Source organism: Lysobacter antibioticus (assembly GCF_000731095.1).
GTDB classification, from domain to species: Bacteria; Pseudomonadota; Gammaproteobacteria; order Xanthomonadales; family Xanthomonadaceae; genus Lysobacter; species Lysobacter antibioticus_B.
In genome coordinates this window covers 23,252-45,418 of record NZ_JMTZ01000038.1, presented here as the reverse complement: position 1 = coordinate 45,418, position 22,167 = coordinate 23,252, and the positions used below count along the sequence as shown (strand labels likewise).

The 22,167-nt window shown below is 67.1% G+C and carries 22 protein-coding genes; 9 read left to right on the top strand and 13 right to left on the bottom strand.

Going from position 1 to position 22,167, the window contains the following annotated elements; translation table 11 throughout:
* Nucleotides 1-5 precede the first annotated feature (5 nt).
* From EX88_RS0112775 to EX88_RS0112755, 5 genes are all read left to right on the top strand, one after another.
* Nucleotides 6-566, top strand: coding sequence for a T6SS immunity protein Tdi1 domain-containing protein (locus EX88_RS0112775; protein ID WP_031372383.1), 561 nt, complete (start codon nucleotides 6-8; stop codon nucleotides 564-566).
* Nucleotides 567-598: 32 nt separating this feature from the next.
* On the top strand, nucleotides 599-3,271 hold the full coding sequence (locus tag EX88_RS0112770) for a glycosyltransferase (RefSeq protein ID WP_161786120.1): 2,673 nt from the start codon (nucleotides 599-601) through the stop codon (nucleotides 3,269-3,271).
* A complete protein-coding gene (locus tag EX88_RS24565) occupies nucleotides 3,268-4,698 on the top strand; it encodes a methyltransferase domain-containing protein (RefSeq protein ID WP_051885065.1) in 1,431 nt (476 codons plus the stop codon). Before EX88_RS0112770 ends, EX88_RS24565 begins: the two co-directional genes overlap by 4 nt.
* Before the next feature lie 216 nt (nucleotides 4,699-4,914).
* The gene (locus tag EX88_RS0112760) at nucleotides 4,915-7,242 is read left to right on the top strand and encodes a glycogen debranching protein (RefSeq protein ID WP_036148790.1); all 2,328 of its coding nucleotides are present in this window, start codon (nucleotides 4,915-4,917) and stop codon (nucleotides 7,240-7,242) included.
* A 149-nt stretch (nucleotides 7,243-7,391) separates the two neighbouring features.
* The gene (locus tag EX88_RS0112755) at nucleotides 7,392-8,621 is read left to right on the top strand and encodes a hypothetical protein (RefSeq protein WP_031372379.1); all 1,230 of its coding nucleotides are present in this window, start codon (nucleotides 7,392-7,394) and stop codon (nucleotides 8,619-8,621) included.
* 15 nt (nucleotides 8,622-8,636) lie between these two features.
* On the opposite strand, the gene EX88_RS0112750 is transcribed toward EX88_RS0112755, so the two are convergent.
* Nucleotides 8,637-9,680, bottom strand: coding sequence for a helix-turn-helix transcriptional regulator (locus EX88_RS0112750; RefSeq protein WP_051885064.1), 1,044 nt, complete (start codon nucleotides 9,678-9,680; stop codon nucleotides 8,637-8,639).
* A 278-nt stretch (nucleotides 9,681-9,958) separates the two neighbouring features.
* Between EX88_RS0112750 and EX88_RS0112745 the strand changes: the two genes are divergently transcribed.
* Complete coding sequence (locus EX88_RS0112745; protein ID WP_031372377.1) at nucleotides 9,959-10,654, top strand: alpha/beta hydrolase; 696 nt, start codon at nucleotides 9,959-9,961, stop codon at nucleotides 10,652-10,654.
* Between the two features lie 300 nt (nucleotides 10,655-10,954).
* Here the strand turns inward: EX88_RS0112745 and EX88_RS0112740 are convergent, their stop codons facing one another.
* Nucleotides 10,955-11,749 carry an AraC family transcriptional regulator gene (locus EX88_RS0112740; protein WP_031372376.1) on the bottom strand — a complete coding sequence of 265 codons (795 nt, stop codon included), beginning with the start codon at nucleotides 11,747-11,749 and terminating at the stop codon, nucleotides 10,955-10,957.
* Between the two features lie 71 nt (nucleotides 11,750-11,820).
* Between EX88_RS0112740 and EX88_RS0112735 the strand changes: the two genes are divergently transcribed.
* Nucleotides 11,821-13,101, top strand: coding sequence for an MFS transporter (locus EX88_RS0112735; protein WP_152566254.1), 1,281 nt, complete (start codon nucleotides 11,821-11,823; stop codon nucleotides 13,099-13,101).
* A 67-nt stretch (nucleotides 13,102-13,168) separates the two neighbouring features.
* On the top strand, nucleotides 13,169-13,747 hold the full coding sequence (locus EX88_RS0112730; protein WP_036148788.1) for an alpha-ketoglutarate-dependent dioxygenase AlkB family protein: 579 nt from the start codon (nucleotides 13,169-13,171) through the stop codon (nucleotides 13,745-13,747).
* A gap of 18 nt (nucleotides 13,748-13,765) precedes the next feature.
* Here the strand turns inward: EX88_RS0112730 and EX88_RS0112725 are convergent, their stop codons facing one another.
* From EX88_RS0112725 to EX88_RS0112700, 6 genes are all read right to left on the bottom strand, one after another.
* Nucleotides 13,766-13,972, bottom strand: coding sequence for a hypothetical protein (locus EX88_RS0112725; RefSeq protein ID WP_031372373.1), 207 nt, complete (start codon nucleotides 13,970-13,972; stop codon nucleotides 13,766-13,768).
* Nucleotides 13,973-14,068: 96 nt separating this feature from the next.
* Nucleotides 14,069-14,740: a GIY-YIG nuclease family protein gene (locus EX88_RS0112720; RefSeq protein WP_235186266.1), complete on the bottom strand. Its 672-nt coding sequence runs from the start codon at nucleotides 14,738-14,740 to the stop codon at nucleotides 14,069-14,071.
* Nucleotides 14,741-14,820: 80 nt separating this feature from the next.
* The gene (locus EX88_RS0112715) at nucleotides 14,821-15,054 is read right to left on the bottom strand and encodes a hypothetical protein (protein ID WP_031372371.1); all 234 of its coding nucleotides are present in this window, start codon (nucleotides 15,052-15,054) and stop codon (nucleotides 14,821-14,823) included.
* Nucleotides 15,055-15,117: 63 nt separating this feature from the next.
* Nucleotides 15,118-15,453 (bottom strand): DUF3247 family protein, encoded by a 336-nt coding sequence (locus tag EX88_RS0112710; protein WP_081930933.1) that lies wholly within the window; start codon nucleotides 15,451-15,453, stop codon nucleotides 15,118-15,120.
* Between the two features lie 90 nt (nucleotides 15,454-15,543).
* On the bottom strand, nucleotides 15,544-15,909 hold the full coding sequence (locus tag EX88_RS0112705; protein ID WP_031372369.1) for a BON domain-containing protein: 366 nt from the start codon (nucleotides 15,907-15,909) through the stop codon (nucleotides 15,544-15,546).
* A 181-nt stretch (nucleotides 15,910-16,090) separates the two neighbouring features.
* Nucleotides 16,091-16,273, bottom strand: coding sequence for a hypothetical protein (locus tag EX88_RS0112700; protein ID WP_031372368.1), 183 nt, complete (start codon nucleotides 16,271-16,273; stop codon nucleotides 16,091-16,093).
* A 188-nt stretch (nucleotides 16,274-16,461) separates the two neighbouring features.
* Here EX88_RS0112700 and EX88_RS0112695 point away from each other — a divergent pair, with 188 nt between their 5' ends.
* Nucleotides 16,462-16,935, top strand: a complete 474-nt coding sequence (locus tag EX88_RS0112695) for an MgtC/SapB family protein (protein WP_031372367.1) — start codon at nucleotides 16,462-16,464, stop codon at nucleotides 16,933-16,935.
* 4 nt (nucleotides 16,936-16,939) lie between these two features.
* On the opposite strand, the gene ligD is transcribed toward EX88_RS0112695, so the two are convergent.
* The 5 genes from ligD to EX88_RS0112670 all read right to left on the bottom strand — a co-directional run bounded on the left by ligD (nucleotide 16,940) and on the right by EX88_RS0112670 (nucleotide 22,058).
* Entirely contained in the window at nucleotides 16,940-19,492 is a 2,553-nt protein-coding gene (gene ligD, locus EX88_RS0112690) for a DNA ligase D (protein ID WP_031372366.1), read from the bottom strand.
* 24 nt (nucleotides 19,493-19,516) lie between these two features.
* Nucleotides 19,517-20,407 carry a Ku protein gene (locus tag EX88_RS0112685; RefSeq protein WP_031372365.1) on the bottom strand — a complete coding sequence of 297 codons (891 nt, stop codon included), beginning with the start codon at nucleotides 20,405-20,407 and terminating at the stop codon, nucleotides 19,517-19,519.
* Nucleotides 20,408-20,663: 256 nt separating this feature from the next.
* Entirely contained in the window at nucleotides 20,664-21,308 is a 645-nt protein-coding gene (locus tag EX88_RS0112680; RefSeq protein WP_200875838.1) for a hypothetical protein, read from the bottom strand.
* Entirely contained in the window at nucleotides 21,235-21,693 is a 459-nt protein-coding gene (locus EX88_RS0112675) for a low affinity iron permease family protein (protein WP_051885062.1), read from the bottom strand. The genes EX88_RS0112680 and EX88_RS0112675 overlap by 74 nt, the downstream gene beginning before the upstream one ends.
* The gene (locus tag EX88_RS0112670; RefSeq protein WP_031372362.1) at nucleotides 21,690-22,058 is read right to left on the bottom strand and encodes a hypothetical protein; all 369 of its coding nucleotides are present in this window, start codon (nucleotides 22,056-22,058) and stop codon (nucleotides 21,690-21,692) included. The genes EX88_RS0112675 and EX88_RS0112670 overlap by 4 nt, the downstream gene beginning before the upstream one ends.
* Nucleotides 22,059-22,167: the final 109 nt, after the last annotated feature.

The following is a 22,167-nucleotide window of genomic DNA, read 5'->3' as shown; positions in this document are numbered from 1 at the left end:
CTCTCATGTCCAAGACCGACTTCCCCAAGTTCCATGCCACCTTCCCGCCCAGCGGAGAGCGAGTCGCTTTCGATGAATCCCGTCACGGCGACTACCTGGCCAAGGTGCCCAGCGAAGTCGCCGACGAATGGCGCAATTTCGGTTTCGGCGCCTATGGCAATGGCCTGATCTGGACCACGCCCCCCGACCAGCCGCTGCTCGATCCCGAAGAGTGGCCGGGCATCGAGGAGGACGCGGTCGAAGTGCTGCGCACCGCGTTCGCGAACCTTTGCCTGTGGCAAGGGGGGCGGTTCGTGTGGCTCAATGTGCACACCGGCAAGATCGCCCAACTGAGCGATGTCGCCCAGATCCTGTTCGACGCCGGCCTGTGCAATCGCGACTTCCGCAAGGAAGTGCTGATGGAACCCTTGTTCGCCAAGCTGCGCAAACGCCTCGGCGATCTCGATACGAAGGAATGCTATGGGTTCGCCCCGCTGCCGGCGCTAGGCGGCGATTCGTCGCCCGAGCAGGCGATCAAGACCGAGATCCGCGCTTACATCGCGATCGCCGCGCAGGCCCTGGGCTGAGCGACATGAGTCCGGTGTTACGCGATTTCCACATGCGTCATTCCAGCGCGGATATCGTTGTTTGCGGCTGTGGCCCTTCCCTGCTGCAACTGCCCGAGCCGCAGCGTTCGGTCACCATCGGCGTCAACGACGTAGGCCGCTTGTTCGACCCGACCTATCTGGTCGTGCTGAACCCGCGCCAGCAGTTCAAGCTCGACCGCTTCCGCTACGTCGAGCAATCCAATGCGCAGGCGCTGTTCACCCAGATCGAGCTCGGGCGGGTGCGGCCGCCGGTGGTGCGCTTCAAACTCGGCCAGTACGCCGGCACCGAAGCGGGCGCCGACGACGCGCTGCACTACACCCAGAACTCGCCTTATGTCGCGGTCTGCCTGGCCGCCTACATGGGCGCACGGCGGATCGGCCTGATCGGGGTCGACTTCACCGACGATCACTTCTTCGCCTCCACCGGCCGCCATGCCCTCGCCGCCCGGCTCAAGGAAATCGACGGCCAGTACGGCAAGTTGGCAGCCGCACTCGGCCGACGCGGCGTCGAGTTGCTCAACCTCAGCGCGATCAGCCGCCTGAATTCGCTGCCGCGAGCGCGGATCGACGCTTCCGGCGAATGGCTGCGCGACCCCGTCACCCTGCACCGCCTGCCCACGCCGGTGCCCACACCGGCCTCGGTGCGGGCATCTACGCCGACAACCGCAAGACCCCGCGCGCCCGCAAGGAGCTCCGCCATGAAAGTCGCGATCGAAAAACGTACCCCCGGCCTGGTCGGCGATCTGTTCGAGACCCTTGCCGTCTCGGTCGCCGCGCTTGGTCATACGGTCAGTCGCGACCCGCGTGCGACCGCGCGCAATCCGCGCGTGCTGTCGATCGTCTGGAACGGCCGCGGCCATAGCCTGCTGGGCCCGACGCTGTACTGCGAACACGGTTGGCTGCCGCGCGCCGACTACCAGATCAGCCCGCGCGGCATCAACGCCGATTCGCATGCCGCGCCCTTCGTCTGGGACGGCCAGCGCCTGAGCGCCGAGCAGGACGCCGCCCTCGACCTGCGCCTGGCCGCGATCAAGTCGACCGGTTTCAGCGGCTACTACCAGTACATGCAGGCCAATCGCGAACACCGCATCGAGCTGCCGGCGCAGTTCCTGCTGGTGCCGCTGCAGATCGAGTCGGACACCAACATCATCCGCCACGCGCCCTCGTCGCTGCGGACCATGCAGGCCCTGATCGATCACGTTAGCCGCCTCGACCCGCCGTGGCCGGTGATTTTCAAGCAGCACCCGGCCGACGCACGCACCCGCAACCGCCATCTGCGCCTGCAACTGCGCCGCAAACAGGACCTGCTGTGGCCGCAGACCCGCGGCAATATCCACGAGATGCTGCGCAGCGGCGCTTGCCGCGGCATCCTCACTCTCAACAGCAACGTCGCCCACGACGGCCTGCTCTGGGACGTGCCGGCGATCGTGCTGGGCCGCAACGTCTGGCCGCGCAGCGGCGCGGTGAAGCCGTTCCTGACCGAGGCGCCGCGCGATTGGGCGCTGCTCGCCGAAAGCGCGGCCAGCGCCGAAGGCATCACCTGCCGCCGCGCCTATGCGCAGCATCTGATCGCCCACCAATGCAGCCTGGGCGAGGCCGCCGACCCGCAGCGCGTCGCCGGTCTGCTCGAACTCGCCCTGCGCGAACGGCCGCTGGCGCCGACCGGCACGGTGATTCCGCGCGTCCTGCCGCGTACCGCCGTGCGCAAAGCCGCGCCGATGCCGGCGCCGTCGTTGCCGACCCTCAACGTGGTCGCCGAGAACAAGGGCTGGCTGTTCGAGCACTGGAAGCAGGCGCTCGCCGCGGCCGCGCCGCCCGGTTACCGCGTCGCCGCCACCCAGAAACCGCTGCCCCAGGCCGAGGCCTGGATCTTCCTGCGCGCCCGCGAAGCCGCACGCAGCCCCGATCCGATGCGCAGCGTGGTGCAGTTGCACGACATGAGCGGTGCCGAGGCGTACCGGCGCGGCGGCGCGCGTGCCGACGTCGCCCGCTGCAGCGGTCTCGTCCTCGCCCATCCCGATCAGCAAGCGATCCTGGCCGCGAGCGGCATCGACCTGTCGAAGCGACAGTGGATCGTGCGGCCAGTCGGCTGGAGCGAGGCCGCGCCGGCGCCGCCTAACGAGGACGCGGTGCCGGTACTGGCCTGGGTCGGCCGGCCGGCGAACCAGCAAGGCTGCGACGCCAGCGGCCTTGCCGACTTCATCGCCGCCGTACAACGGGCCAAGTCGCCGATGCGCATCGCCCTGGTCGGCGAACGTCTCGATGCCGCCGCCGCGAGCCTGCGCCGCGCCGGCATCGATTGCGCGGTCATGGGTCTCTCGCAATGCCCGCTGTCGCGCTGCGGCGAATGGATCGGGCGCTTCGACGGCGTGGTCGTAACCAGCGCCAGCGACTGCGGCCCCTGGCCCTTGTTCGATGCGGTGCGCGCTGGCGTGCCGGTGGTCGCCACCCGGGTCGGCTGGGCCGAGCAGTTGCTCGGCGACGGCCGTTGCGGCCATCTCGTCGACGACATCGATACGATGGCCGCGGCGATCGATGCGATGCTCGGACAACGCAGTCATTGGCGAGAGCGACGCCTGGCCTTGCCGCCGCAATGCCCCGAGTTCGGCATGGCCGCCTGGGTGGAAGCCAATCTACGGCTGGCGGTCGCGCTCGCGACCGGCGGCGAGCGAGCCGTGGCATGAAGACCCATCCGCTCCGCACCGTCGTCGCGCCGCCTAAACCGAAGCCGAAATCGGCACCGAACCCGGCACCGAGCCCGCTTGCGCGCGCCAAGCCCCGCAAGGCCGGCAAGAAGAAAGGCCCGCCGCCGCCATGGCTGGCCGACCAGGCTTTGAATCTGCTGCTGGCGCAGTACGAATTCGACAGCGTGCTGGATGTCGGCTGTGGCGACGGCCTGCAGGCGCGTCACCTCGCCAAGCACGGCAAGCGCGTCACCACGATCTCGTTCGAGTCCTACGGCGCCCATCGCCCGGACTTCGTCGGCGACTTCGAGGACTTCGCCAGCGACGAGCGCTACGACCTGGTCTGGTGCTCGCATGCGCTCGAACACCAGGCTAACGTCGGCCTGTTCCTGCAACGCCTGGTGAGTTTCGTCGCGCCAGGTGGCTTGCTCGCCATTACCGTACCGCCGGCACGGCCCTACATCGTCGGCGGCCACCTGACGGTGTGGAACGCCGGGCTGCTGCTGTACAACCTGATCGTCGCCGGCATCGATTGCCGCGAGGCCCGGCTCAAGGTCTACGGCTACAACATCTCGTTGATCGTGCGGGTGCGCAAGGCCGAGTTGCCCGCGCTGCGCCACGATATCGGCGACATCGAACGCCTCGCACCGTTCTTCCCGATGCCGGTGCAACAGGGTTTCGACGGCCGCATCGAAGAGATCAACTGGGAGCGGCCGCGTGGCGCCGCCATCGCGAGCATCGATCGCGGCGCGCATGCGGCGGCGAAGGCCGCTCCGGCGATGCTGGCGGCGGCCCCGGTGATCGATGCCGGCGCCGCGCTCGACATCGCCGCGTTTCGCGCCTTGCCGGTGCCGCATAAAAGCGACCTTGACAATCTGCTCGCTGTGACCCGGGCGCACTGCCCGAGCGGTCATGTGATGGAGTTCGGCGTGTTCCGGGGGCGTTCGCTCAGCGCCCTCGCCAACGCCCTGCCCGAACGCAGCGTGCACGGCTTCGACACCTTCAGCGGTTTGCCGATCCCCTGGCAACGCAGCGCCGACAGTGTCTATCCGGCCGGCCATTTCGATACCGGTAGCCTGCCCGAGGTGCCGGCGAATGCGCGGTTGTGGCGCGGCGAATTCGGCGCCAGCCTGCCCGCCTGGCTGGCCGCGCATCCCGGCCCTGCGGCGCTGCTGCACATCGACTGCGATCTGTACGAGTCCACCGTCACCGTGTTGACCCTGATGGACGAACGCATCGTGCCCGGCACGGTGCTGGTGTTCGACGAGTTGTGCGACTGGAACGAATCCGGCGTGTACCCGGCCTGGCGCGAGGGCGAATGGCGGGCGCTGCGCGAATGGCTGCAACGCCGTCCGCACCGGTTGCGGCTGTTGGCGCGCGGGCCGAAGTTCTCCGCGGCGATCCAGGTGCTCGCCGCGCCGTCCTGAGCATCCGACCGACGCGGCGACGCCCGCGAGCCGCGTCCGCGATCACGGAACGCGGCATTGAATACGATTGCAGCCGTTCCGGGGGAGCCGCGTCCGCGATCACGGAACGCGGCATTGAATACGATTGCAGCCGTTCCGGAGCAGCGCAGCAACGGCCTTAGAGTGGCTCGGCGCGCGTAGTCCGCGCGCCTTCCGACTCGACAGGAGTGCGTGGCGATGCGCGATCAGACGCGGTGGTGGAACGGCGTGGCGAGTGTGGTGCTGGCAACGATGTTGGGCCTGCTGGGCAACGGCCAGGCACGCGCCGCCATCGATGCCCAGCAGCTGGGCGCCCGCTACGACGCCAGCCAGAGCAATCTCAACTTTCGCGTTTATTCCTCGCGCGCCACCCGCATCGAGGTGTGGTTGTACAAGACCGCCTCCGGCGCGCAGGAAGTCGCTCGCCTGAGCATGACCAAGGACGCGGCAACCCAGGTGTGGTCGAAGTCGGTCGCGACCAGCACCATCAAGACCAGCTACGGCATCACCGGCACGGTCTACTACGGGTACCGCGCCTGGGGCCCCAACTGGCCCTACGACGCCGCCTGGAGCAAGGGCAGCGGCACCGGTTTCCTCAGCGACGTCGACAACGCCGGCAACCGCTTCAATCCGAACAAGCTGCTGATCGACCCCTACGCGCGCGAACTCAGCCAGGACCCGAACACCGCCGCCTGCGCCGACGGCACCCTCTACGCGAGCGGCGCCAGCCATCGCAACAAGGACAGCGGCGCCTGCGCCGGCAAGAGTGTGGCCCTGCCCGCCGATGCCTCGTCGATCGGCAGCAAGCCGACCCGCGCGCTCAAGGACGAAGTGATCTACGAAGTGCACGTGCGCGGCCTGACCCGTAACGACGCCAGCGTGCCTGTCGCCGAACGCGGCACCTATGCCGGCGCAGCGCGCAAGGCCGCTTATCTGGCCGGCCTCGGCGTCACCGCAGTCGAATTCCTGCCGGTGCAGGAGGCGCAAAACGACCAGAACGACGTCGACCCCACCTCGACGACGAACGATAACTACTGGGGTTACATGACCCTGAACTATTTCGCCCCGGACCGCCGCTACGCCGCCGACAAGAGCGCCGGCGGGCCGACCCGCGAATGGAAAGCCATGGTCAAGGCCTTCCACGACGCCGGCATTAAGGTCTACATCGACGTGGTCTACAACCACACCGGCGAAGGTGGCCCCTGGGGCGGCAGCGACGGCCTGACCGTGTACAACCTGCTGTCCTGGCGCGGCCTCGACAACCCCACCTATTACTCGCTGACCGCCGACCTGAAATACCCCTGGGACAACACCGGCGTCGGCGGCAACTACAACACCCGCAACGCGGTCGCACAGAACCTGATCGTCGATTCCCTGGCGTATTGGCGCGACGCGCTCGGCGTCGACGGCTTCCGCTTCGACCTGGCCTCGGTGCTCGGCAACAGCTGCCAGCACGGCTGCTTCAACTTCGACAAGAGCGACGCCGGCAACGCGCTCAACCGCATCGTCGCCGAACTGCCGCCGCGCGCCGCAGCGGGCGGCGCCGGTCTCGACCTTATCGCCGAACCCTGGGCGATCGGCGGCAATTCCTATCAGGTCGGCAACTTCCCCGCCGGCTGGGCGGAATGGAACGGCCTGTACCGCGATGCCCTGCGCAAGAAGCAGAACAAGCTCGGCGTCGAGGTGGTCACGCCGGGCACCCTGGCCTCGCGCTTCGCCGGGTCCAGCGACCTCTACGGCGACGACGGCCGCAAGCCCTGGCACTCGATCAATTTCATGGTCGCCCACGACGGCTTCACCCTCAACGACCTTTACGCCTACAACGACAAGCAGAACAACCAGCCCTGGCCATACGGGCCTTCCGACGGCGGCGAAGACCACAACCTGAGCTGGGACCAGGCCGGTGTGGTGCTGGAACAACGCAAGGCGGCTCGCACGGGATTGGCTTTCATGATGCTGAGCGCCGGCGTGCCGATGATCACCGGCGGCGACGAAGTGCTGCGCACCCAATTCGGCAACAACAACACCTATAACCTGGACTCGGCGGCGAACTGGCTGTACTGGACCCGCGACAGCATCGAGGCCGACCACGAGACCTACAGCAAGCGCCTGATCGCCTTCCGCAAGGCGCATCCGGCGCTGCGTCCGGCCAATTTCTACAGCGGCACGGACGGTAACGGCAACGTCATGGAGCAGTTGCGCTGGTTCAAGCCCGACGGCGCCCAGGCCGATGCGGCGTATTTCAACGGCAGCGGCAACCACGCCCTCGCCTGGCGCATCGACGGCAGCGAGTTCGCCGACCCGGCCAGCGCGATCTACGTCGCCTACAACGGCTGGTCGGGGCCGGTGAACTTCGTCCTGCCCTGGCCCGGCAACGGCAAGCAGTGGTACCGCGTCACCGACACCGCCACCTGGAACGAAGGCCCGAACGCAGTCGCGGTGCCGGGCTCGGAAACCCTGATCGGCGGCGAGAACGCGACCTATGGATTGCAGGCGCGTTCGCTGCTGCTGTTGATCGCGAAGTGATCGCGAGCGCCGCACCTGCGAGGTGGCCGTGATCGCCATGCCGTCGCGTTGTATGGGCTGATCCGCGACGGGAAAACGTCGGGCGACGCGTGTCGCCCGTCACGCTCCGCATCGCGGCCGCGTCGGTTCCGATACGCCGGGAGGCCCGCATGTGGCAGTTCCAGACCATCCGCAATCCAAGCGAGGCCTCGCTGTGGTTCAGCGACGGCCTGCCGATCGATAGCTGGCGCGGCGGCAAGGGCGTATCGAGCCGCTTGATCGTCGACGGCGAGGGCTTTCTCGACGTCACCGATTTCCAGAACGGCTTTCCGTTCGGTCCGGTGATGGATTTCATCGACTTCAACGGCGCCGATTTCGACTACACCCCGAACCCGAGCGCGAGCTTCGACCTGTACCTGCCCGGCGACGGCAGCTTCACGGTGACCGCGGCGGCAACCGGGGTTACCCGATCCGGACAGCTCAAGCCCTTGCCGGTGGTCGCGGCCGCCGATGCGGCCTACCTGGACCAGATGATCGCCGACAAGTACGTGCCCTATCAGGACATCCCCGATGCGCCGGGCAAGAGCTTCGCCCAGATCGCCGCGCTCGGCGCGCAGTTGTTTCCGTTCTCGCCGTACAGCTTCCAACTGGCGATGTCGATCTACGACTGGACCACGGCCTCGTTCACTCGCCTGGTGTTCATGAAGATCTTCGAATACACCGGCATGAGCCAGTCGCCGTTGCCGCTGGACCAGGACAGCATCGCCACGGCGATCTGGGAATCGAACTGGAACACCTACAACCCGAGCAACGCCGACTACATGAACTCCTTCATGATGACGCCGGCCTCGTCCCTGGCCGACGTGCAGTCGCAACTGGCCGCGGTGGCGACCCGGTTGCAGCAGTTCAGCGACGTCGAGAACCGTTTGCTCGCCGCTGCCTATCAGGCTATGCCGCGCACCAGCATCGTCGACCAGCCGCAGCTCTTCAGCGGGCAGATGGACATCTACCAACTCGGCATGGAGCACTTCGGCATCGAGTTCCTGCAGTGCCCGCTCAATGCCGGCCCCGACACGGTGCCGCTGCAGATCGACTTCAACCAGGCCATCGCCGATTACATCCGGCCCGGCGACACCATCACCACCAAGATGGTCTGGAGTTTCGGCAGCAGCATGAGCGAGGCGATGCAGTACCAGAACGGCATCGTCCTGGTCGCCAACCCGCCCGACGGCGCCTGGGTCTGGGATGCCGCCAGCTACATCACGCCGCTGTCGGACGACCCGGACAAGATCGAATACACCTTCGCCCCGGGGACCTCGTTCCTGGTGCAGTCGGTCGAACAGACCCAGAACAACGGCGTCGACGTCTGGGTCATCACCTTGCTCGTGTCCGGCGCTTGAGCGCCGCCGGCGCACTCAGCGCAGCGGCGGTTCGCGCAGCCGCTTGCGGTAATCGCTCGGCGCGCTGCCGAACACACGCCGGAAGCCGCGGCTGAAGGCCGGCTCGGAGCCATAACCGACCTGCGCGGCGATCTGCGAAATGCGCAGGTCGGTGCGCAGCAGCAGGTCTGCGGCGAGCTGCATCCGCCATCCGGCCAGATAGCGCATCGGCGGTTCGCCGACGCGTTCGGCGAAGCGCTGGCCGAGCGCGGAACGCGACTGATGCAGCCGTGCGGCCAACGCCTCGACGGTCCAGTCGAACGCCGGTTGCGCGTGCAGCAAGGCCAGGGCGCGGGCGACCAGCGGATCGCGCAAGGCGGCGATCCAGCCGCGTTGCTGCGTTGGCGCCTGCGCCAACCAATGCCGCACCGCCCAGATGAAAACGATGTCGATCAAGCGCGCGATCATGATCCGGCTGCCGATGTTCGGCTGCCGCGCCTCCTTGCGCATCGCCGCGAAGCTCAGCGCCAGCCATTGCTCGGGCGAGTCCTCGCTGGGGCCGTCGGCGCCGCCGGTGCGGACGTGCAGCCATTCGGGCAAGGCCCGCACCAGCGAGGCGCCGCTGAGCGCCTCGAACTCGAATACGCCGCTGGTCAGCTGCGCGCACGCACCGCGCTGTGCCCCCGTCTCGACCGCGTCTGCCAGGATCCGATGCGCGTGCCCTTGCGGCAGGATCAGCAAATCGCCCGGCTGCGCGACGATCCGCTGACGGCCGCCCTGCGCAGCTTCGATCACGAACAGGCAAGGCGCGTCGGCGACGAAATGGAACATCGCCCGGCCGCGCGGATGGCGCAGTGCCTGGCCGAGGCGCAGTCGAGTCTCGCCGAGCAGTTCGCCATGGAGTCGCGCCAGGCGAAAGGCCTCGAAGAACACATCGGTTTGGATCGGATCGGTCTGAAGCGGGTCTGCGGGCGGGTCGGTTCGTGCGGGGGGTTTGCGGGCCTTGCGCGCCTGCGCGGGCGGCGGCGCGACGACAGGATCGACGTTTCGGGCGGCGCGGACGCTCTGGCGTTTCGGCATCGGAGTGCGGCGTTTCGGTCACGCCGCGGCCGCGGCTGGGCTCTAAGTTAAGCGCTCGGGCCGGCACCGCCACAAGCCCCGCCGCGGCGACGTTGCGAACCTGCAACCGTGGGCAACGGCTTCACGGCGGGCATACACGCGGGCATGAAACGCTCGCCGCTCGCGAGGTATGAAGCGCTCGCTGATCGCGAGCTTGGGCCGCCGGCCCCGTCGGGTCGCCACGCCAACGGGCGATTCAGGCATCCAGTGCGTTGGCACCACCATTCGGGAACACCAACATGAGCAGTCAACCGACCATCGTCCTCGTCCACGGCTTCTGGGGCGGTGCGGCCCACTGGAGCCGCGTCATCGTCGAGCTTGCCCGCAAGGGCCACGCCCTGCGCGCAGTCGAGCTGCCGCTGACCTCGCTCGCCGACGACGTCGAGCGCACCCGCAAGATGGTCGCCCAGGTCGACGGGCCGGTGCTGCTGGTCGGCCATTCCTATGGCGGCGCGGTCATCACCGAGGCCGGCAATCATCCGAACGTGGCCGGGCTGGTCTATATCGCTGCGTTCGCGCCGGACGCCGGCGAAAGCCCCGGCGGCATCACCCAACAGGCAGTGCCGCAGGCGGCACCCGACCTCGCCCCGGACAGCGACGGCTATCTGTGGCTGAGCGCCGACAAGTTCCACCAGGACTTCTGCCAGGACCTCAGCGCCGACGAAGGCCTGGTCATGGGCGTGACCCAGAAGGCGCCGTTGGCCAGCACCTTCGGCGACACCGTCGCTACCCCGGCTTGGAAGAGCAAGCCGAGCTGGTACCAGATCTCCAGCCAGGACCGGATGATCGCACCGGAAAACCAGCGGCGCATGTCGGCGCGTCTGAACGCGCGCAAGGTGATCGAGCTCGATGCCAGCCATGCCTCGCTGGCTTCGCGCCCGGCCGAGGTGGCGGCGCTGATCGAGGAAGCGGCCGCGGCGCTGGGTTCTCGCTGACAGCGGTTTCGGCGAGCGGGATGCTGGCGTCCCGCTACGCTGGAGCTTCGTCGTGGCTGCAAGGGCGTGGTCGCGGCTCGCGCCGCTCCTACTCAGAAGCACGCAGCTCAGGGGGTAGGAGCGGCGCAAGCCGCGACCGCGAAAACCCGGAATCGACGCCGGCATCGGACACAGCTCGGACAACGAGAGCCGACTGAACCGTCTGTTCGCACGCCGGCCATCTCAACAAAGCAGGACATCGAATGACGGGGGTATTTGCGGATCATGGTCGCGGCTTGCGCCGCGCCTACCCTTGGCGACTCAAGCGCCCTCGCGCGCAGGCCCATGCGACATCGCCAGATACCGGCTCGGCGGCATGCCGATCAGGCGCTTGAACATGGTCGTGAACGCCGAGGCGCTTTCGTAACCCAAGTCCAGCGCCAGGGTCGTGATCGGCTCGCCCGCGGCCAGCCGCGGCAAGGCGGCGAAGATCGCCGCCTGTCGGCACCATTGGGCGAAACTGGTGCCGGTTTCGCCGCGGAAACGGCGGGTGAAGGTGCGCCGGCTCATCGCCAGGTCGCGGCACCAGTCGTCGATGGTGTCGTGCGGCGAGGGATGCGCGAGGTAGGTGCGGCAACGCTTGGCCAGGCGCGGATCGGCCGGAAAAGGAATGTCCAGCGGCAACACCGGCGCGCGTTCGATTTCCTGCACGATCAGCGAATAGATCAGGTCCGGCCGCGACCCGCTCTCGGCCTGCAACGGCAGGTCTAGGGTTTCCAACAACAGCTCCCGCATCAGCGGCGACACCCCGACCACCCGACAGTCCCGCGGCAAGGCCGCGCTGAGCTCGGGCTCGATATAGACGCTGCGCGTGCTGATCGCGACCAGCACATGCACGTCGTGGGCCATGCCGGCCGGAATCCAGGCCGCGCGTTCCGGCGGCACGATCCAGCGCCCGGTCTCGGTGCCGACCACCATGATCCCGTATGCGGCGTACAGCAGCTGCGAGCGGCGATGGCGGTGCCGGGCGATGCGATGGTGGCTCGGGTGGTCGTTCGAGGTCGCGACGATACGGCCCGGCAAGGCGTCGACCTGGGTCGCAAGGACATTGCGCATTGGCCCGATCTCGAAGATTGTTGACCTGAACAATAATGCGGGCATGCGCACGGCGGCGTCTACTGGTCGCCATGACCACCCTCGATACCCCGAACGCGTCGAACGACGCATCGATCGATACGCTCGCGACCGCCGCCCTGCCCGCTTTCGAAGCGGATCACAAACCCGCCGAAGCGGCCGGCCGCATCGCTTTGCCGATCCTGGCGATGCTCAGCGTCTGCCATCTGCTCAACGACATGATCCAGTCCTTGCTGCCGGCGATCTATCCGCTGCTCAAGGACGCGTTCAAGCTCGATTTCGGCCAGATCGGCCTGATCACCCTGACCTTCCAGGTCACCGCTTCGCTGTTACAGCCCTTGGTCGGCATCTACACCGACAAACGGCCGATGCCCTACTCGCTCGCCATCGGCATGGGCTTCACCCTGACCGGCCTGTTGCTGTTGTCGCGCGCGTCGAGCTTCCCGATGCTGTTGCTCGCCGCGGCCCTGGTGGGTTCGGGCTCGTCGGTGTTCCATCCGGAGTCCTCGCGGGTGGCGCGCATGGCCTCGGGCGGCCGCCACGGCCTGGCTCAGTCGCTGTTCCAGGTCGGCGGCAACGTCGGCTCCGCACTGGGTCCCCTGCTCGCCGCCTTCGTGGTGATGCCGCGCGGCCAGGGCAGCGTCGGCTGGTTCGCTTTCGCCGCGCTGACCGCAATCGTGATCCTGAGCCGCATCGGCGTGTGGTACCGCGAACAGATCCCGGCGCAACGCAAGAAACAGGCTAGCGCTGCGCGCGCGTCGCTGCCGCGCAAGACCATCGCCCGCAGCATGGCGGTGCTCGCGGTGCTGATCTTCTCCAAGTATTTCTACATGGCGAGCCTGTCGAGCTACTACACCTTCTACCTGATGGAAAAATTCCAGCTCAAGGCGCAGGACGCGCAGGTGCACTTGTTTGTCTTCCTCGGCGCAGTCGCCGCCGGCACCTTGCTCGGCGGGCCGATCGGCGACCGCATCGGCCGCCGCTACGTGATCTGGTTTTCGATCCTCGGCGTGTTGCCCTTCACCCTGCTGCTCCCGCACGCCAACCTGTTCTGGACCACTGCACTAACCGTGGTGATCGGCCTGGTCCTGGCCTCGGCGTTCTCGGCGATCCTGGTCTATGCGCAGGAGCTGGTGCCGGGCCGCACCGGCGTCATCGCCGGCCTGTTCTTCGGCTTCGCCTTCGGCATGGGCGGCCTCGGCGCCGCGGCCCTGGGCCAGCTCGCCGACCGCATCGGCATCGAAGCGGTGTACGCCCTGTGCGCCTACCTGCCGGCGATCGGCCTGCTGGCCTGGTTCCTGCCGAAACTGGAGAAGCCGGCCGCCGCTGCCTGACGACCGCGAGCTGCGACGCTGCGGCGCCCGTCTCGCAGCTTGAGAATGTTTCGTCGCATCATGCGCTATGCACCAGCATTCGTTGTTCGAGGCCGACCCGCAGCAACCGATCCGCGACGCCGAAGGCGGCGTGCGTTATCTGCCGGGCATATTCGATGGCGAGTGGTCGATGCGCTTGTTCTCGGCCCTGCTCGAACAGGCCGCGTGGACCTCGCAACAACGCATGATGTACGAGCGGCTGATCGACGTGCCGCGGCGCATGGCGATGTATCGCCTCGATCGCGACGCACTGCCGCCGATGCTCGCCGACACCGCCGAACGCATCGGCGAATTGTTGACGACCCCGTTCAACAGCGTCGGCCTGAACCTGTATCGCGACGGCCGCGACAGCGTCGCCCTGCACAACGACAAGCTGCACAACCTCGCACAGGGCCGGCCGATCGCAGTGTTATCGCTCGGCGCAACACGGCGCATGACCGTGCGGGCCAAGCGCCCGCCGCACGCAACCTGGCAGCTGCAGCTCGAATCCGGCAGCCTGGTGGTCATGAGCCATGCCTCGCAGCAGCATTACGACCATGGCATCCCCAAGGCGCCCGGCGTGGTCGACCCACGCATCAGCCTGGCGTTCCGGGTGCGTACCGATTGAGTGCGTCCGCCCGGCGGATCAGCCCATGGTCGAGGCGTGCCCGGTCGAAGCCTGCAGGGCCGCCGCCAGCGCCGCGTCGCCGGATACCAGATCGTTCCAGCTCAGCGCGATGCCCTTGCGCCGGCCTTTCTCGGACAGTTTGAGGCCATCGGGATCGACCGTCAGCGTGTACAGCTTGCCGTCGATCTCCACTTCGCGTCGCATCGGCTTGTCGAGTCGGGTCATGGTCGTATCGCTCCTGTGTGCGGTCGGATGCCGAAGCCTTGCTTGCCGATCTGCTTGCCGATCTGCGCCGTTCGAACGCTGGCGCGATCCGAACTCTCAGTCTCTCGAACCGCTCGCTCGATACCACGCCAGCAAGGCCTCGGGCAGGCGCGGTTCCAGCTCGACGCCCAAGGCCGCATGCGCATCGAGTGAGTCCAGCAACTTGCGCCGCAAGGTCCGCAACCCGGGTTGGTCGAGCAACGAGACATCGCCTTGCAGTTGCGTCATCAGGGCGGCGCTGCGGTCGTACAAGTCATCGCCCTGCGCGGCGAGTTGCCGCCCCAGCCATTCGCGCAGCGGGCGATGCACGGTATGGCCGACGGCTTGCAGGCGCACCGCCTCCTCGGCCAGCGCCCGATAGGCGCCGCGATACCACTCGCTGTGGCCGCCGGCCTGCGCGTTCACGGTCAACGGCGCCGGTGCGTTGTAGTCGCTCAGGCGACGGCGCAGGTCCAGTTCCAGCTTGCGCGCATCGCCGACGGTCTCGGTTTCGACCAGGAAGGCCAGGTCGAGATCGAAGAACTCGAAAAACCGCGCTTGCAGCGCTTGGATGCGCCCTAGCGGCCCGCGCGAGAAGCCCAGCTTGAGCAGGTCCTCGTAAGCGCAAGGCAGCACGTACAGATAGCAGACGCCTTCGCTGGCACTGTGGATGACCGTGGGGTCGGACGAGCGGATGGCGCGCATGCCGCTAGCATCGCCGATCGCCGGTGAAGCCGAAAGCATGCTCATAGGACGTTCCGCAACGGCTCTGAAAACTGTGCGCAAGTTCGAGGATTTGCGGATCGGCCCCGGTTGCCGACGCCCCAGGCTCATGCGCGGTCCGCCACCCCGCTGACGCCGGCGCTGCGGGCGCAATGCACGCAGCAGTAGAAGGTGCCGTCGTCCTCGATGCCGTGCCCGACGATGCGGCAGTCGCAGTGCGCGCAGCGCGGCGCCATGGCGTGGATCGCGCACTCGAAGGAATCGAAGGTGCCGCTGCGCGTCCCCATCGAAACGGTGAAGGTCTTGTCGTACTGGTTTCCGCAAACCTCGCAAACGGCCATGACGGGCTCCTGTGGTGTGGCGGCGCGGCGTCCGGCGAGATCGGCCTCGCCCACCGGCGCCGGCTAGCTGCCCGTCGGTTTCCCGCGGGCCGATGGACGAACGAATTCGCGTTCGTCGGATTGCAACGGGCAAACTTTCAGGATCTCGTCGAGCCAAAGATAGGCGACGCGGTCGCCGCCGCGGATGTCTTCCAGTCGCAGCACCGCATTGCTGCCTTCGTTGCCGTGGGCGTCGAGAAAGGTCTGCAGACTCGGCCGGGTCGCGACGACCCCGACCTGCCGACTGCCATCGACCAGAACGATATCGACCAAGCCTTCGTCGGGAAGTCGCTCGATCAAAAGGCTCAATCGGCGGATCTCGGCGGGATCGGTGTGAACACGGTCGGCTAGCTGGGTCATCGCTCCGTCCTATGGACTGTCCGTATGTGGACTGTCCTATGAGGAACTGTCCTTATGAGAGTCGGCAGGCCGGGGAATGCCGGCCGTCGCTTACTTGTTGTGGGCGCTCCTGGCCGAGACCAGCCCGGTGCTGTCGACCTTCTTGACGCCGTCGATCTTGCGCGCGATCTCGACGGCCTTGTCGGCCTCGGTCTTGCCGTCTACGTGACCGGACAGTCTGACTACGCCGTTGACGGTCTCGACATTGATATCGGTGCCGGTCACGCCCTTGGTGGCCAACAACTCGGCCTTGACCTTGGTGGTGATCCAGGTATCGCTGACCGGCTGCGCCGACTCGTTGCCGGTGCCCGTGGCCGGATCGTTGCCGGCGGGGCTGCCGTTGGATTGCGGCGCCGCCAGGGCGGTGCCGGAGACGGCCAGGGTCAGGGCGAGAATCGCGAGACGCATGGATTTCATGATGGAGCCCTCATATATGGGAGCGAGACATTCGGGATCGAGACACGGGATCGAGACATACGAGATCGGGCATGGGACCGCGCCCTGCGCCAGGCCATGAAGCCGCGGCCATGGTCGGAACGCTTGCTGCGTACGGCACGGGCCAGTTCGATGCCTTCGGGTGATGGAACTGCGATGGAGCTCAGTGATGGTCTTTGCGGCCCGAGCCGGATTTCTTGCCGCCGCCGTCCTGCTTGTTGACGGTGGCCCAGGCGCGCTCTTCGGCTTCCTTCTGCGATACGCCGTCTTTCCTGTATTGCTGCTCGATATGCTCGGCCTGGCGTTTCTGCTTGTCGGTATAGGACGACTTATCTCCACGAGACATGACCGGTCTCCTGATCGGAATCGTTGGAATCACGATGCCGACGCTAACCGCCGGAGAGTTAAGGCCGGGACAGCGCGTCGTTAGCGCGGGGTGTGCGGTTCATCTGCGCGCCGTCGCGACGGCAGCCGGTCACCGACGCCTCACATGACCCGGGTTATCAAGAGCGCTTACCCAGCCGGAGCGCATTCATGGAGCTGTTGAGTCAGCTGTGGGTCGTCGGCGGCACCGCCTACGCAATGGTGCTCGGCGGCACCATCGGCCTGGAGCGCGAACTGAAGAATCGACCGGCGGGATTCCGCACCCACATGCTGGTCGCGGGCGCCTCTTCGCTGCTGGTGGGCGTGGGCCAATTGGCGATCATGGACCCGCGTTTCCGCATTCCCTTCCTGGTCAACATCGATCCCTTGCGCCTGGTCGAGGCGGTCGTCGCCGGCGTGTCGTTCATCGGCGCCGGCACGATATTCGCCCAGCGCGGCGGCCAGGCGGTGTCCGGCGTCACCACCGCGGCCTCACTGTTGATGGTCGCAGTGATCGGCGCCAGCACCGGCCTGCGTTATCACCTGCTCGCCTTCGCAGCGACCGTGCTGACCTTGCTGGTCCTGTTCCTGCTCAACTTCGCCGAGCGCAAGGCCGGCACGAAACCACCGGACCAATCGACCTGAGGTTTCATATCGTCGGCAAGCGTTGTCGGCTCTCGGCGAAACCCTCCCAGGGATCGCTGCGCAGGCGCGCAGCGCGACGTAGTGCCTTGGCCAGATCGAAGTCAGTCGAGGAACGCGCTCGCGAGAATTCGTCCCAGCTCAGCGGCATCGCCACCGGCGCGCCTTCGCGCGCGCGCAGCGACCAACTCGCCACGCTGGTGGCGCCGCGCGCATTGCGCAGCCAGTCGATGAAGATGCGCCCCTTGCGGGCGACCTTGGATGCCGTCGCGACATAGCGCAGCGGCGCCTGCGCGACCATGGCGTCGGCGAAGGCCTCGCTGAAGGCTTTGACCTCGGCCCAGTCCGGGCCGGGCCGGATCGGCACCACCACGTGCATGCCCTTGCCGCCGGACAGGCGCGGCCAACTGTCGAGCCCGATTTCGGCGAGCCGGTCGCGCACATCGCGCCCGGCCCGCTTGAGCTCGCTCCAGGCGATGTCCTCTGCCGGGTCCAGGTCGAACACCAACCGGTCCGGCCGGTCCGGCGCCTGCCGTTTCGCGCCCCAGGGATGGAATTCCAGGGTGTTCATCTGCACCAGCGCCAACACGCCTTCGATGTCGCGCACGTAGACGTAGTCGGCCTGGCCGGCGGACTCGCGCAGGCGGACCGGATGCACGCCCTCGCCCAGGCTGTCGGCGTGGTGTTTCTGGAAGAAACACGCCGATGCGATGCCATCCGGGCAACGCAGCAAGGACAGCGGACGTTCGATCAGTTCCGGCAGCAGCCAGGCCTCGACCGCGCGGTAATAATCGGCGACCTCGCCTTTGCTGATCTTCGCGGCGGGATAGACGATGCGTTCGGGATGGCTGAGCCGGGTGTCGCTCATCGCGGTTTCCTCGATGGATCGGGCGCGGATGGGCCGGACGCGCCCCGCCCTGGCGCGTCGCGGCGCAGGCTCGGCCTGCGCGGCTGCGACGGCGGCGCTCAGGTCGGCGGCCCGTTTGTCCTCGCGCAGCCGCACGAAGCTGGCCTGGCGGATCAGGCCTTCCTTGCCGCGTCCGCGCGAATGCACGTCGACGACGAGTTCCGGCGCGACCCAGCGCACCGAACCTCGCGGAAACGGCACGTGCCCGGGCAGTTCCACCGCCGCCTGTTCGCTGTGCAGCGCCTGCAGGCGCTTGCTCAGGCTGCGCAAGGCCGCATCGCTGAAACCGCTGCCGACGCGACCGACATATACCAGGCCGTCGGCGCCGGGCCGAGCCAACAGCAGGGAGCCGAAACCCTGGCGGCCGTGCTTCGGCGGCGTATGCCCGACGACGATGAATTCCTCGTCTGCGACGTGCTTGAGCTTGATCCAGGCCTGGCTGCGGCCGCCGTGGTAAGGCGCATCGGCGCGCTTGCAAACGATGCCTTCCAGGCCGGCCCTGACGCTCGCCGCCAGCACCTGCCCGGCGTCGCCTTCGACATGTTCGCTGAAGGCCAGCGCGTCCGAGGTCGAAGCCGCCAACACCTCACGCAACAAGCCTCGGCGTTGCGCCTGCGCCGCCCCGCGCAGGTCGATGCCGTCCAGATACAGCAGGTCGAAGATCACATAGCGCAGCGAATCCAGTTGCCCGGATTCGAGCAAGCGCTGCAATTCGCCGAAATCGCTGCGGCCGCTGCGATCGGAGGCGATCAACTCGCCGTCGAGCACCGCGCTGCGCAGCGGCAGGCCGGCGATGGCCTCGGCCAGGTGCGCGAAGCGCTCGCTCCAATCGACCTTGTTGCGCGATTGCAGGCGCACGCCACGATGGACATAGGCGAGCATGCGATAGCCGTCCCACTTGACCTCGAACTGCCAGTCGCCGCCGTTCGGCGGGTGCTCGCGCAACGTCGCCAACTGCAATTCGACGTCTTTCGGCATCGGCGCCGCGACGGCGCCGGCGATCTTCGCGGCGGCGCTGCGCCAGGCCCCGGAACCGCCTGCCCCGGCCCCTCGTGCGTTGGCGGTGGTCGCTCGGGATTTCCTGGCGACCTGTTTCGCTGGCGGCGGCGCAGGCTTGGCGGCCGCGGCGGGCTCGTCGAGCATGCGATCGGCATCGCTGTCGCGCGCATGCTCGTCGCTGCGCTTGATCAGCAACCACTGCTGCTGTTTACCGACGGGGCGGGTCCGCACCAGGGTGAAACGGCCGTGCAGGCGCTCGCCGTCGAGTTCGAAGTCGAGCTTGCCGGCGACGATCTGGTCGAGGGCGTCGTCGTCGGTGCGCCAAGTGCCGTGGTCGAAAATGTCGACATGGCCGGCGCCGTACTGGCCTTCGGGAATGTCTCCCTCGAAATCGGCATAGGACAGCGGGTGGTCTTCGACCTCGACCGCGAGACGGCGCTCGCCGGCACGCAACGACGGCCCCTTCGGCACCGCCCAGCTCTTCAGCACGCCGTCGGCTTCCAGGCGAAAGTCGTAGTGGCGGGCCCGCGCATGATGCAACTGGACGACGAAGATCGGCGCCTTGCGCCGCCCGCGACGCGCGCGGCCACGGTCGGCGTCCGGCTCCGGCGTGGCGTCGAAGCGACGTTTGCGGACGTAGTCGCGCAGCGTCACGGCGCAGTCCTCACAGCCGCGCCGTCACGCCGACTTGCGCGTGCGCTTCTTGGCCGCCTTTGCGGTCTTCTTGGCCGGGGCTTTCTTGGCCGCGCGCTTAGCCGCACCCTGCCCGCCCTTTTTCTCCAGGCTGCGCTTGAGCAGTTCGGCGAAGTCGATGACGTTGGTCGCGGCGTTTTCCGGCAGCTTGGTTTCGTCTGTGGGCTTGCCGCGCACGACCTTCTTCGACTTGACCCGCTGCTCGATGACCTTGTGCAGGCGTTGGCGGAAATCGTCCTTGTAGCTATCCGGCTTCCATTCGCCGCTCATCGACTTGATCAACTGCTCGGCCATCTCGACCTCGCGCGGCGATATCTTCCACTTCGCCATGCTGCCCTCGGGCAGTTTGTAATCGCTGGGATCGACCAGTTCCTGGGCGTAGCGCAGGATCATCAGCATCAGGGCGTCGCCCTGCGGCACTACCGCTGCCAGGTATTCGCGGGTGCGGATCACCACCCGGCCGACGCCGACCATGCCGGTGCGCTTGAGCACCTCGCGCAACAGGACATAGCCTTTCTCGGCTTTCTTGCCGGGCTCGAGCACATAGGGCTTTTCGTAGAACTCGGCGCCGATCGAGGCGGCGTCGACGAAGGTGTCGATATCGACGGTTTCCTTGTGATCCGGCGCGGCCGCGGCGATGTCGGCCTCCTCGATCACCACATAGCTGCCCTTGTCGTACTCGAAGGCCTTGACGATTTCCTTCCACGGCACTTCTTCGCCGGTCTCCTCGTTGACCCGCTCGTAACGGATCGGCGCCTTGTTGCGGCTGTCCAGCATGCGGAAATGCAGGTCGACGCGGCGCTCGCCGGTCATCAGTTTGACCGGGATGTTGAGCAATCCGAACGACAGGGTTCCGGTCCAGATCGGGCGCGCCATGGCTACCTCGCAAGGCCGGCCTGAATCGCCGGCGAGAACATCGGGTCTCGACTGTGCCGCCGCGGGCGTTGAACCGGAGTGAACGACGACACCTTGCGAAGGCCGTATCTCCCGATTTCGCGCCCGCAGGTCGGCGAGCGTCGCGCCGCGGAGGCGCCGCTACGGGTCGCGACGTTCCTGAGTTGCCGCGACCGGCTGCATCCGCGTGAGCGAACCGTGGCCGGCCGCGACAACCCAGGGCCGCGCTCCCCTGCAATCACAACATCTGGCTGCGGGCTTTTTCGGCCCGAGCCGCGCCGATCGCGGTCTCGACCTGCTTGATTTCCTCGGGCGGCGGCAGAACCGCCGGCAACCCGAGCGACTCGATCCACAGCTCGCGGGTCCAGCCGGTCGTGTGATAGAGGTGATGGTCTTCGTCGGACTCGACGGCTTCATGAGCTTGCTTGAGCACCTCGAGCCCATCGCCTTTCGCATGCTCGACCAAGTGCCCGATCAGCTCCCAATTCATGTGGTCCTTAGTCTCGGCCAGCACCACGCATTCGGCGGCGACCCGTTGTGCGGCATCGGGGTCGCCGGCTTTCTGCGCCATCCGGATGGCTTGCTCCAGCGCTTGGCCGATGTGGCCGACGACCTCGCGTCCGGGGCTGCGTTGTTTCGGGTCCAGGCCCAGTTCCTTGAACACGTTGAGCAATACTTTCTCGTGATTGCGGGTTTCGGCGAGATAACCTTGCCACTCTTTATGCAGGTCTTCGTTGACGGCGCATTCGACCGCCGCCTCGTAAATCTTGATACCGCCCTGTTCGGTTTCGAGCGCTTGCAGCAGCAGCTCACGAACCTGCGGGGCGTGCGGCTGGGTCTTCTTCATCCTGGTTCTCCTGATGGGGCGAAAGGGTTTGTCCATCGGCGCCGATGGGGTGGCGCTTGCGAGCGCCGCGGGCGAGCCGTTCGTAGCGCTCGCGGAACTTCTCCAAGGTGTCTTCGTCGAGCTCCTCCAGATCGAGCAAGGCGTTCTCGGCGGCCTCGGTGGCACGAATCAACTCATCGAGTTTGATCTGCACCGCGGCCGAGTCGCGGTTCTGCGAGTTCTGGATCAGGAACACCATCAGGAAGGTGATGATGGTCGTCCCGGTATTGATGACCAACTGCCAGGTGTCGCTGAAACCGAACAAGGGGCCGCTGACCACCCAAACCAGCACCACGCCGAGCGCGAGACCGAAACACAGCGGATGCCCGGTGAAGCGGGAAGCCGCTTTCGCCGCGCGTTCGAAAGCGTGGCGCAGCGTCATGGGGGCGAACTCCGCTGTTCGAGCCGGCCCCAGGCCGCCTCCACCACCGTGCGGGCTTCGTCCCAATCCAGGCGCGAGGCGCCGCGGGTACGGCGATAGCACACGCCGATGCCGTCCTGCATCTCCTCCAGGGTCCGGCCTCGACTGCGCATGTAAGCGTCGAGGCCCAGTTTCACCGCCGGCTCGTAATCGCTGTAGCGCAAGCCCGGCCGATCGATCAGACCGCGATAGTGGCTGCGCCAATAGGCCAGTTCCGAATCGAGGTCCAGCACGGCCAGCGACAGCGCCGAATCCGCGGCATCGGTGGTCGACGAGTCGATCGTCGAAATATCCGTCTCGTGAAAAGGGTTCGTATAGACGGTCATGGTCGACTCCTAGAACAAGAACCCCGGCACATGGCGAGCGATCTGATGCGCGGGCAGGACCGAACGGGGTGAGGATCACCCGGTGCCGCGATGACGCCGCGACACGCTC

Coding starts and splice junctions, on each gene's coding strand:
- EX88_RS0112775 (WP_031372383.1), top strand. CDS start 6: ATGTCCAAGACCGACTTCCCCAAGTTCCATGCCACCTTCCCGCCCAGC.
- EX88_RS0112770 (WP_161786120.1), top strand. CDS start 599: ATGCGTCATTCCAGCGCGGATATCGTTGTTTGCGGCTGTGGCCCTTCC.
- EX88_RS24565 (WP_051885065.1), top strand. CDS start 3,268: ATGAAGACCCATCCGCTCCGCACCGTCGTCGCGCCGCCTAAACCGAAG.
- EX88_RS0112760 (WP_036148790.1), top strand. CDS start 4,915: ATGCGCGATCAGACGCGGTGGTGGAACGGCGTGGCGAGTGTGGTGCTG.
- EX88_RS0112755 (WP_031372379.1), top strand. CDS start 7,392: ATGTGGCAGTTCCAGACCATCCGCAATCCAAGCGAGGCCTCGCTGTGG.
- EX88_RS0112750 (WP_051885064.1), bottom strand. CDS start 9,680: ATGCCGAAACGCCAGAGCGTCCGCGCCGCCCGAAACGTCGATCCTGTC.
- EX88_RS0112745 (WP_031372377.1), top strand. CDS start 9,959: ATGAGCAGTCAACCGACCATCGTCCTCGTCCACGGCTTCTGGGGCGGT.
- EX88_RS0112740 (WP_031372376.1), bottom strand. CDS start 11,749: ATGCGCAATGTCCTTGCGACCCAGGTCGACGCCTTGCCGGGCCGTATC.
- EX88_RS0112735 (WP_152566254.1), top strand. CDS start 11,821: ATGACCACCCTCGATACCCCGAACGCGTCGAACGACGCATCGATCGAT.
- EX88_RS0112730 (WP_036148788.1), top strand. CDS start 13,169: ATGCACCAGCATTCGTTGTTCGAGGCCGACCCGCAGCAACCGATCCGC.
- EX88_RS0112725 (WP_031372373.1), bottom strand. CDS start 13,972: ATGACCCGACTCGACAAGCCGATGCGACGCGAAGTGGAGATCGACGGC.
- EX88_RS0112720 (WP_235186266.1), bottom strand. CDS start 14,740: ATGAGCATGCTTTCGGCTTCACCGGCGATCGGCGATGCTAGCGGCATG.
- EX88_RS0112715 (WP_031372371.1), bottom strand. CDS start 15,054: ATGGCCGTTTGCGAGGTTTGCGGAAACCAGTACGACAAGACCTTCACC.
- EX88_RS0112710 (WP_081930933.1), bottom strand. CDS start 15,453: ATGACCCAGCTAGCCGACCGTGTTCACACCGATCCCGCCGAGATCCGC.
- EX88_RS0112705 (WP_031372369.1), bottom strand. CDS start 15,909: ATGAAATCCATGCGTCTCGCGATTCTCGCCCTGACCCTGGCCGTCTCC.
- EX88_RS0112700 (WP_031372368.1), bottom strand. CDS start 16,273: ATGTCTCGTGGAGATAAGTCGTCCTATACCGACAAGCAGAAACGCCAG.
- EX88_RS0112695 (WP_031372367.1), top strand. CDS start 16,462: ATGGAGCTGTTGAGTCAGCTGTGGGTCGTCGGCGGCACCGCCTACGCA.
- EX88_RS0112685 (WP_031372365.1), bottom strand. CDS start 20,407: ATGGCGCGCCCGATCTGGACCGGAACCCTGTCGTTCGGATTGCTCAAC.
- EX88_RS0112680 (WP_200875838.1), bottom strand. CDS start 21,308: ATGGACAAACCCTTTCGCCCCATCAGGAGAACCAGGATGAAGAAGACC.
- EX88_RS0112675 (WP_051885062.1), bottom strand. CDS start 21,693: ATGACGCTGCGCCACGCTTTCGAACGCGCGGCGAAAGCGGCTTCCCGC.
- EX88_RS0112670 (WP_031372362.1), bottom strand. CDS start 22,058: ATGACCGTCTATACGAACCCTTTTCACGAGACGGATATTTCGACGATC.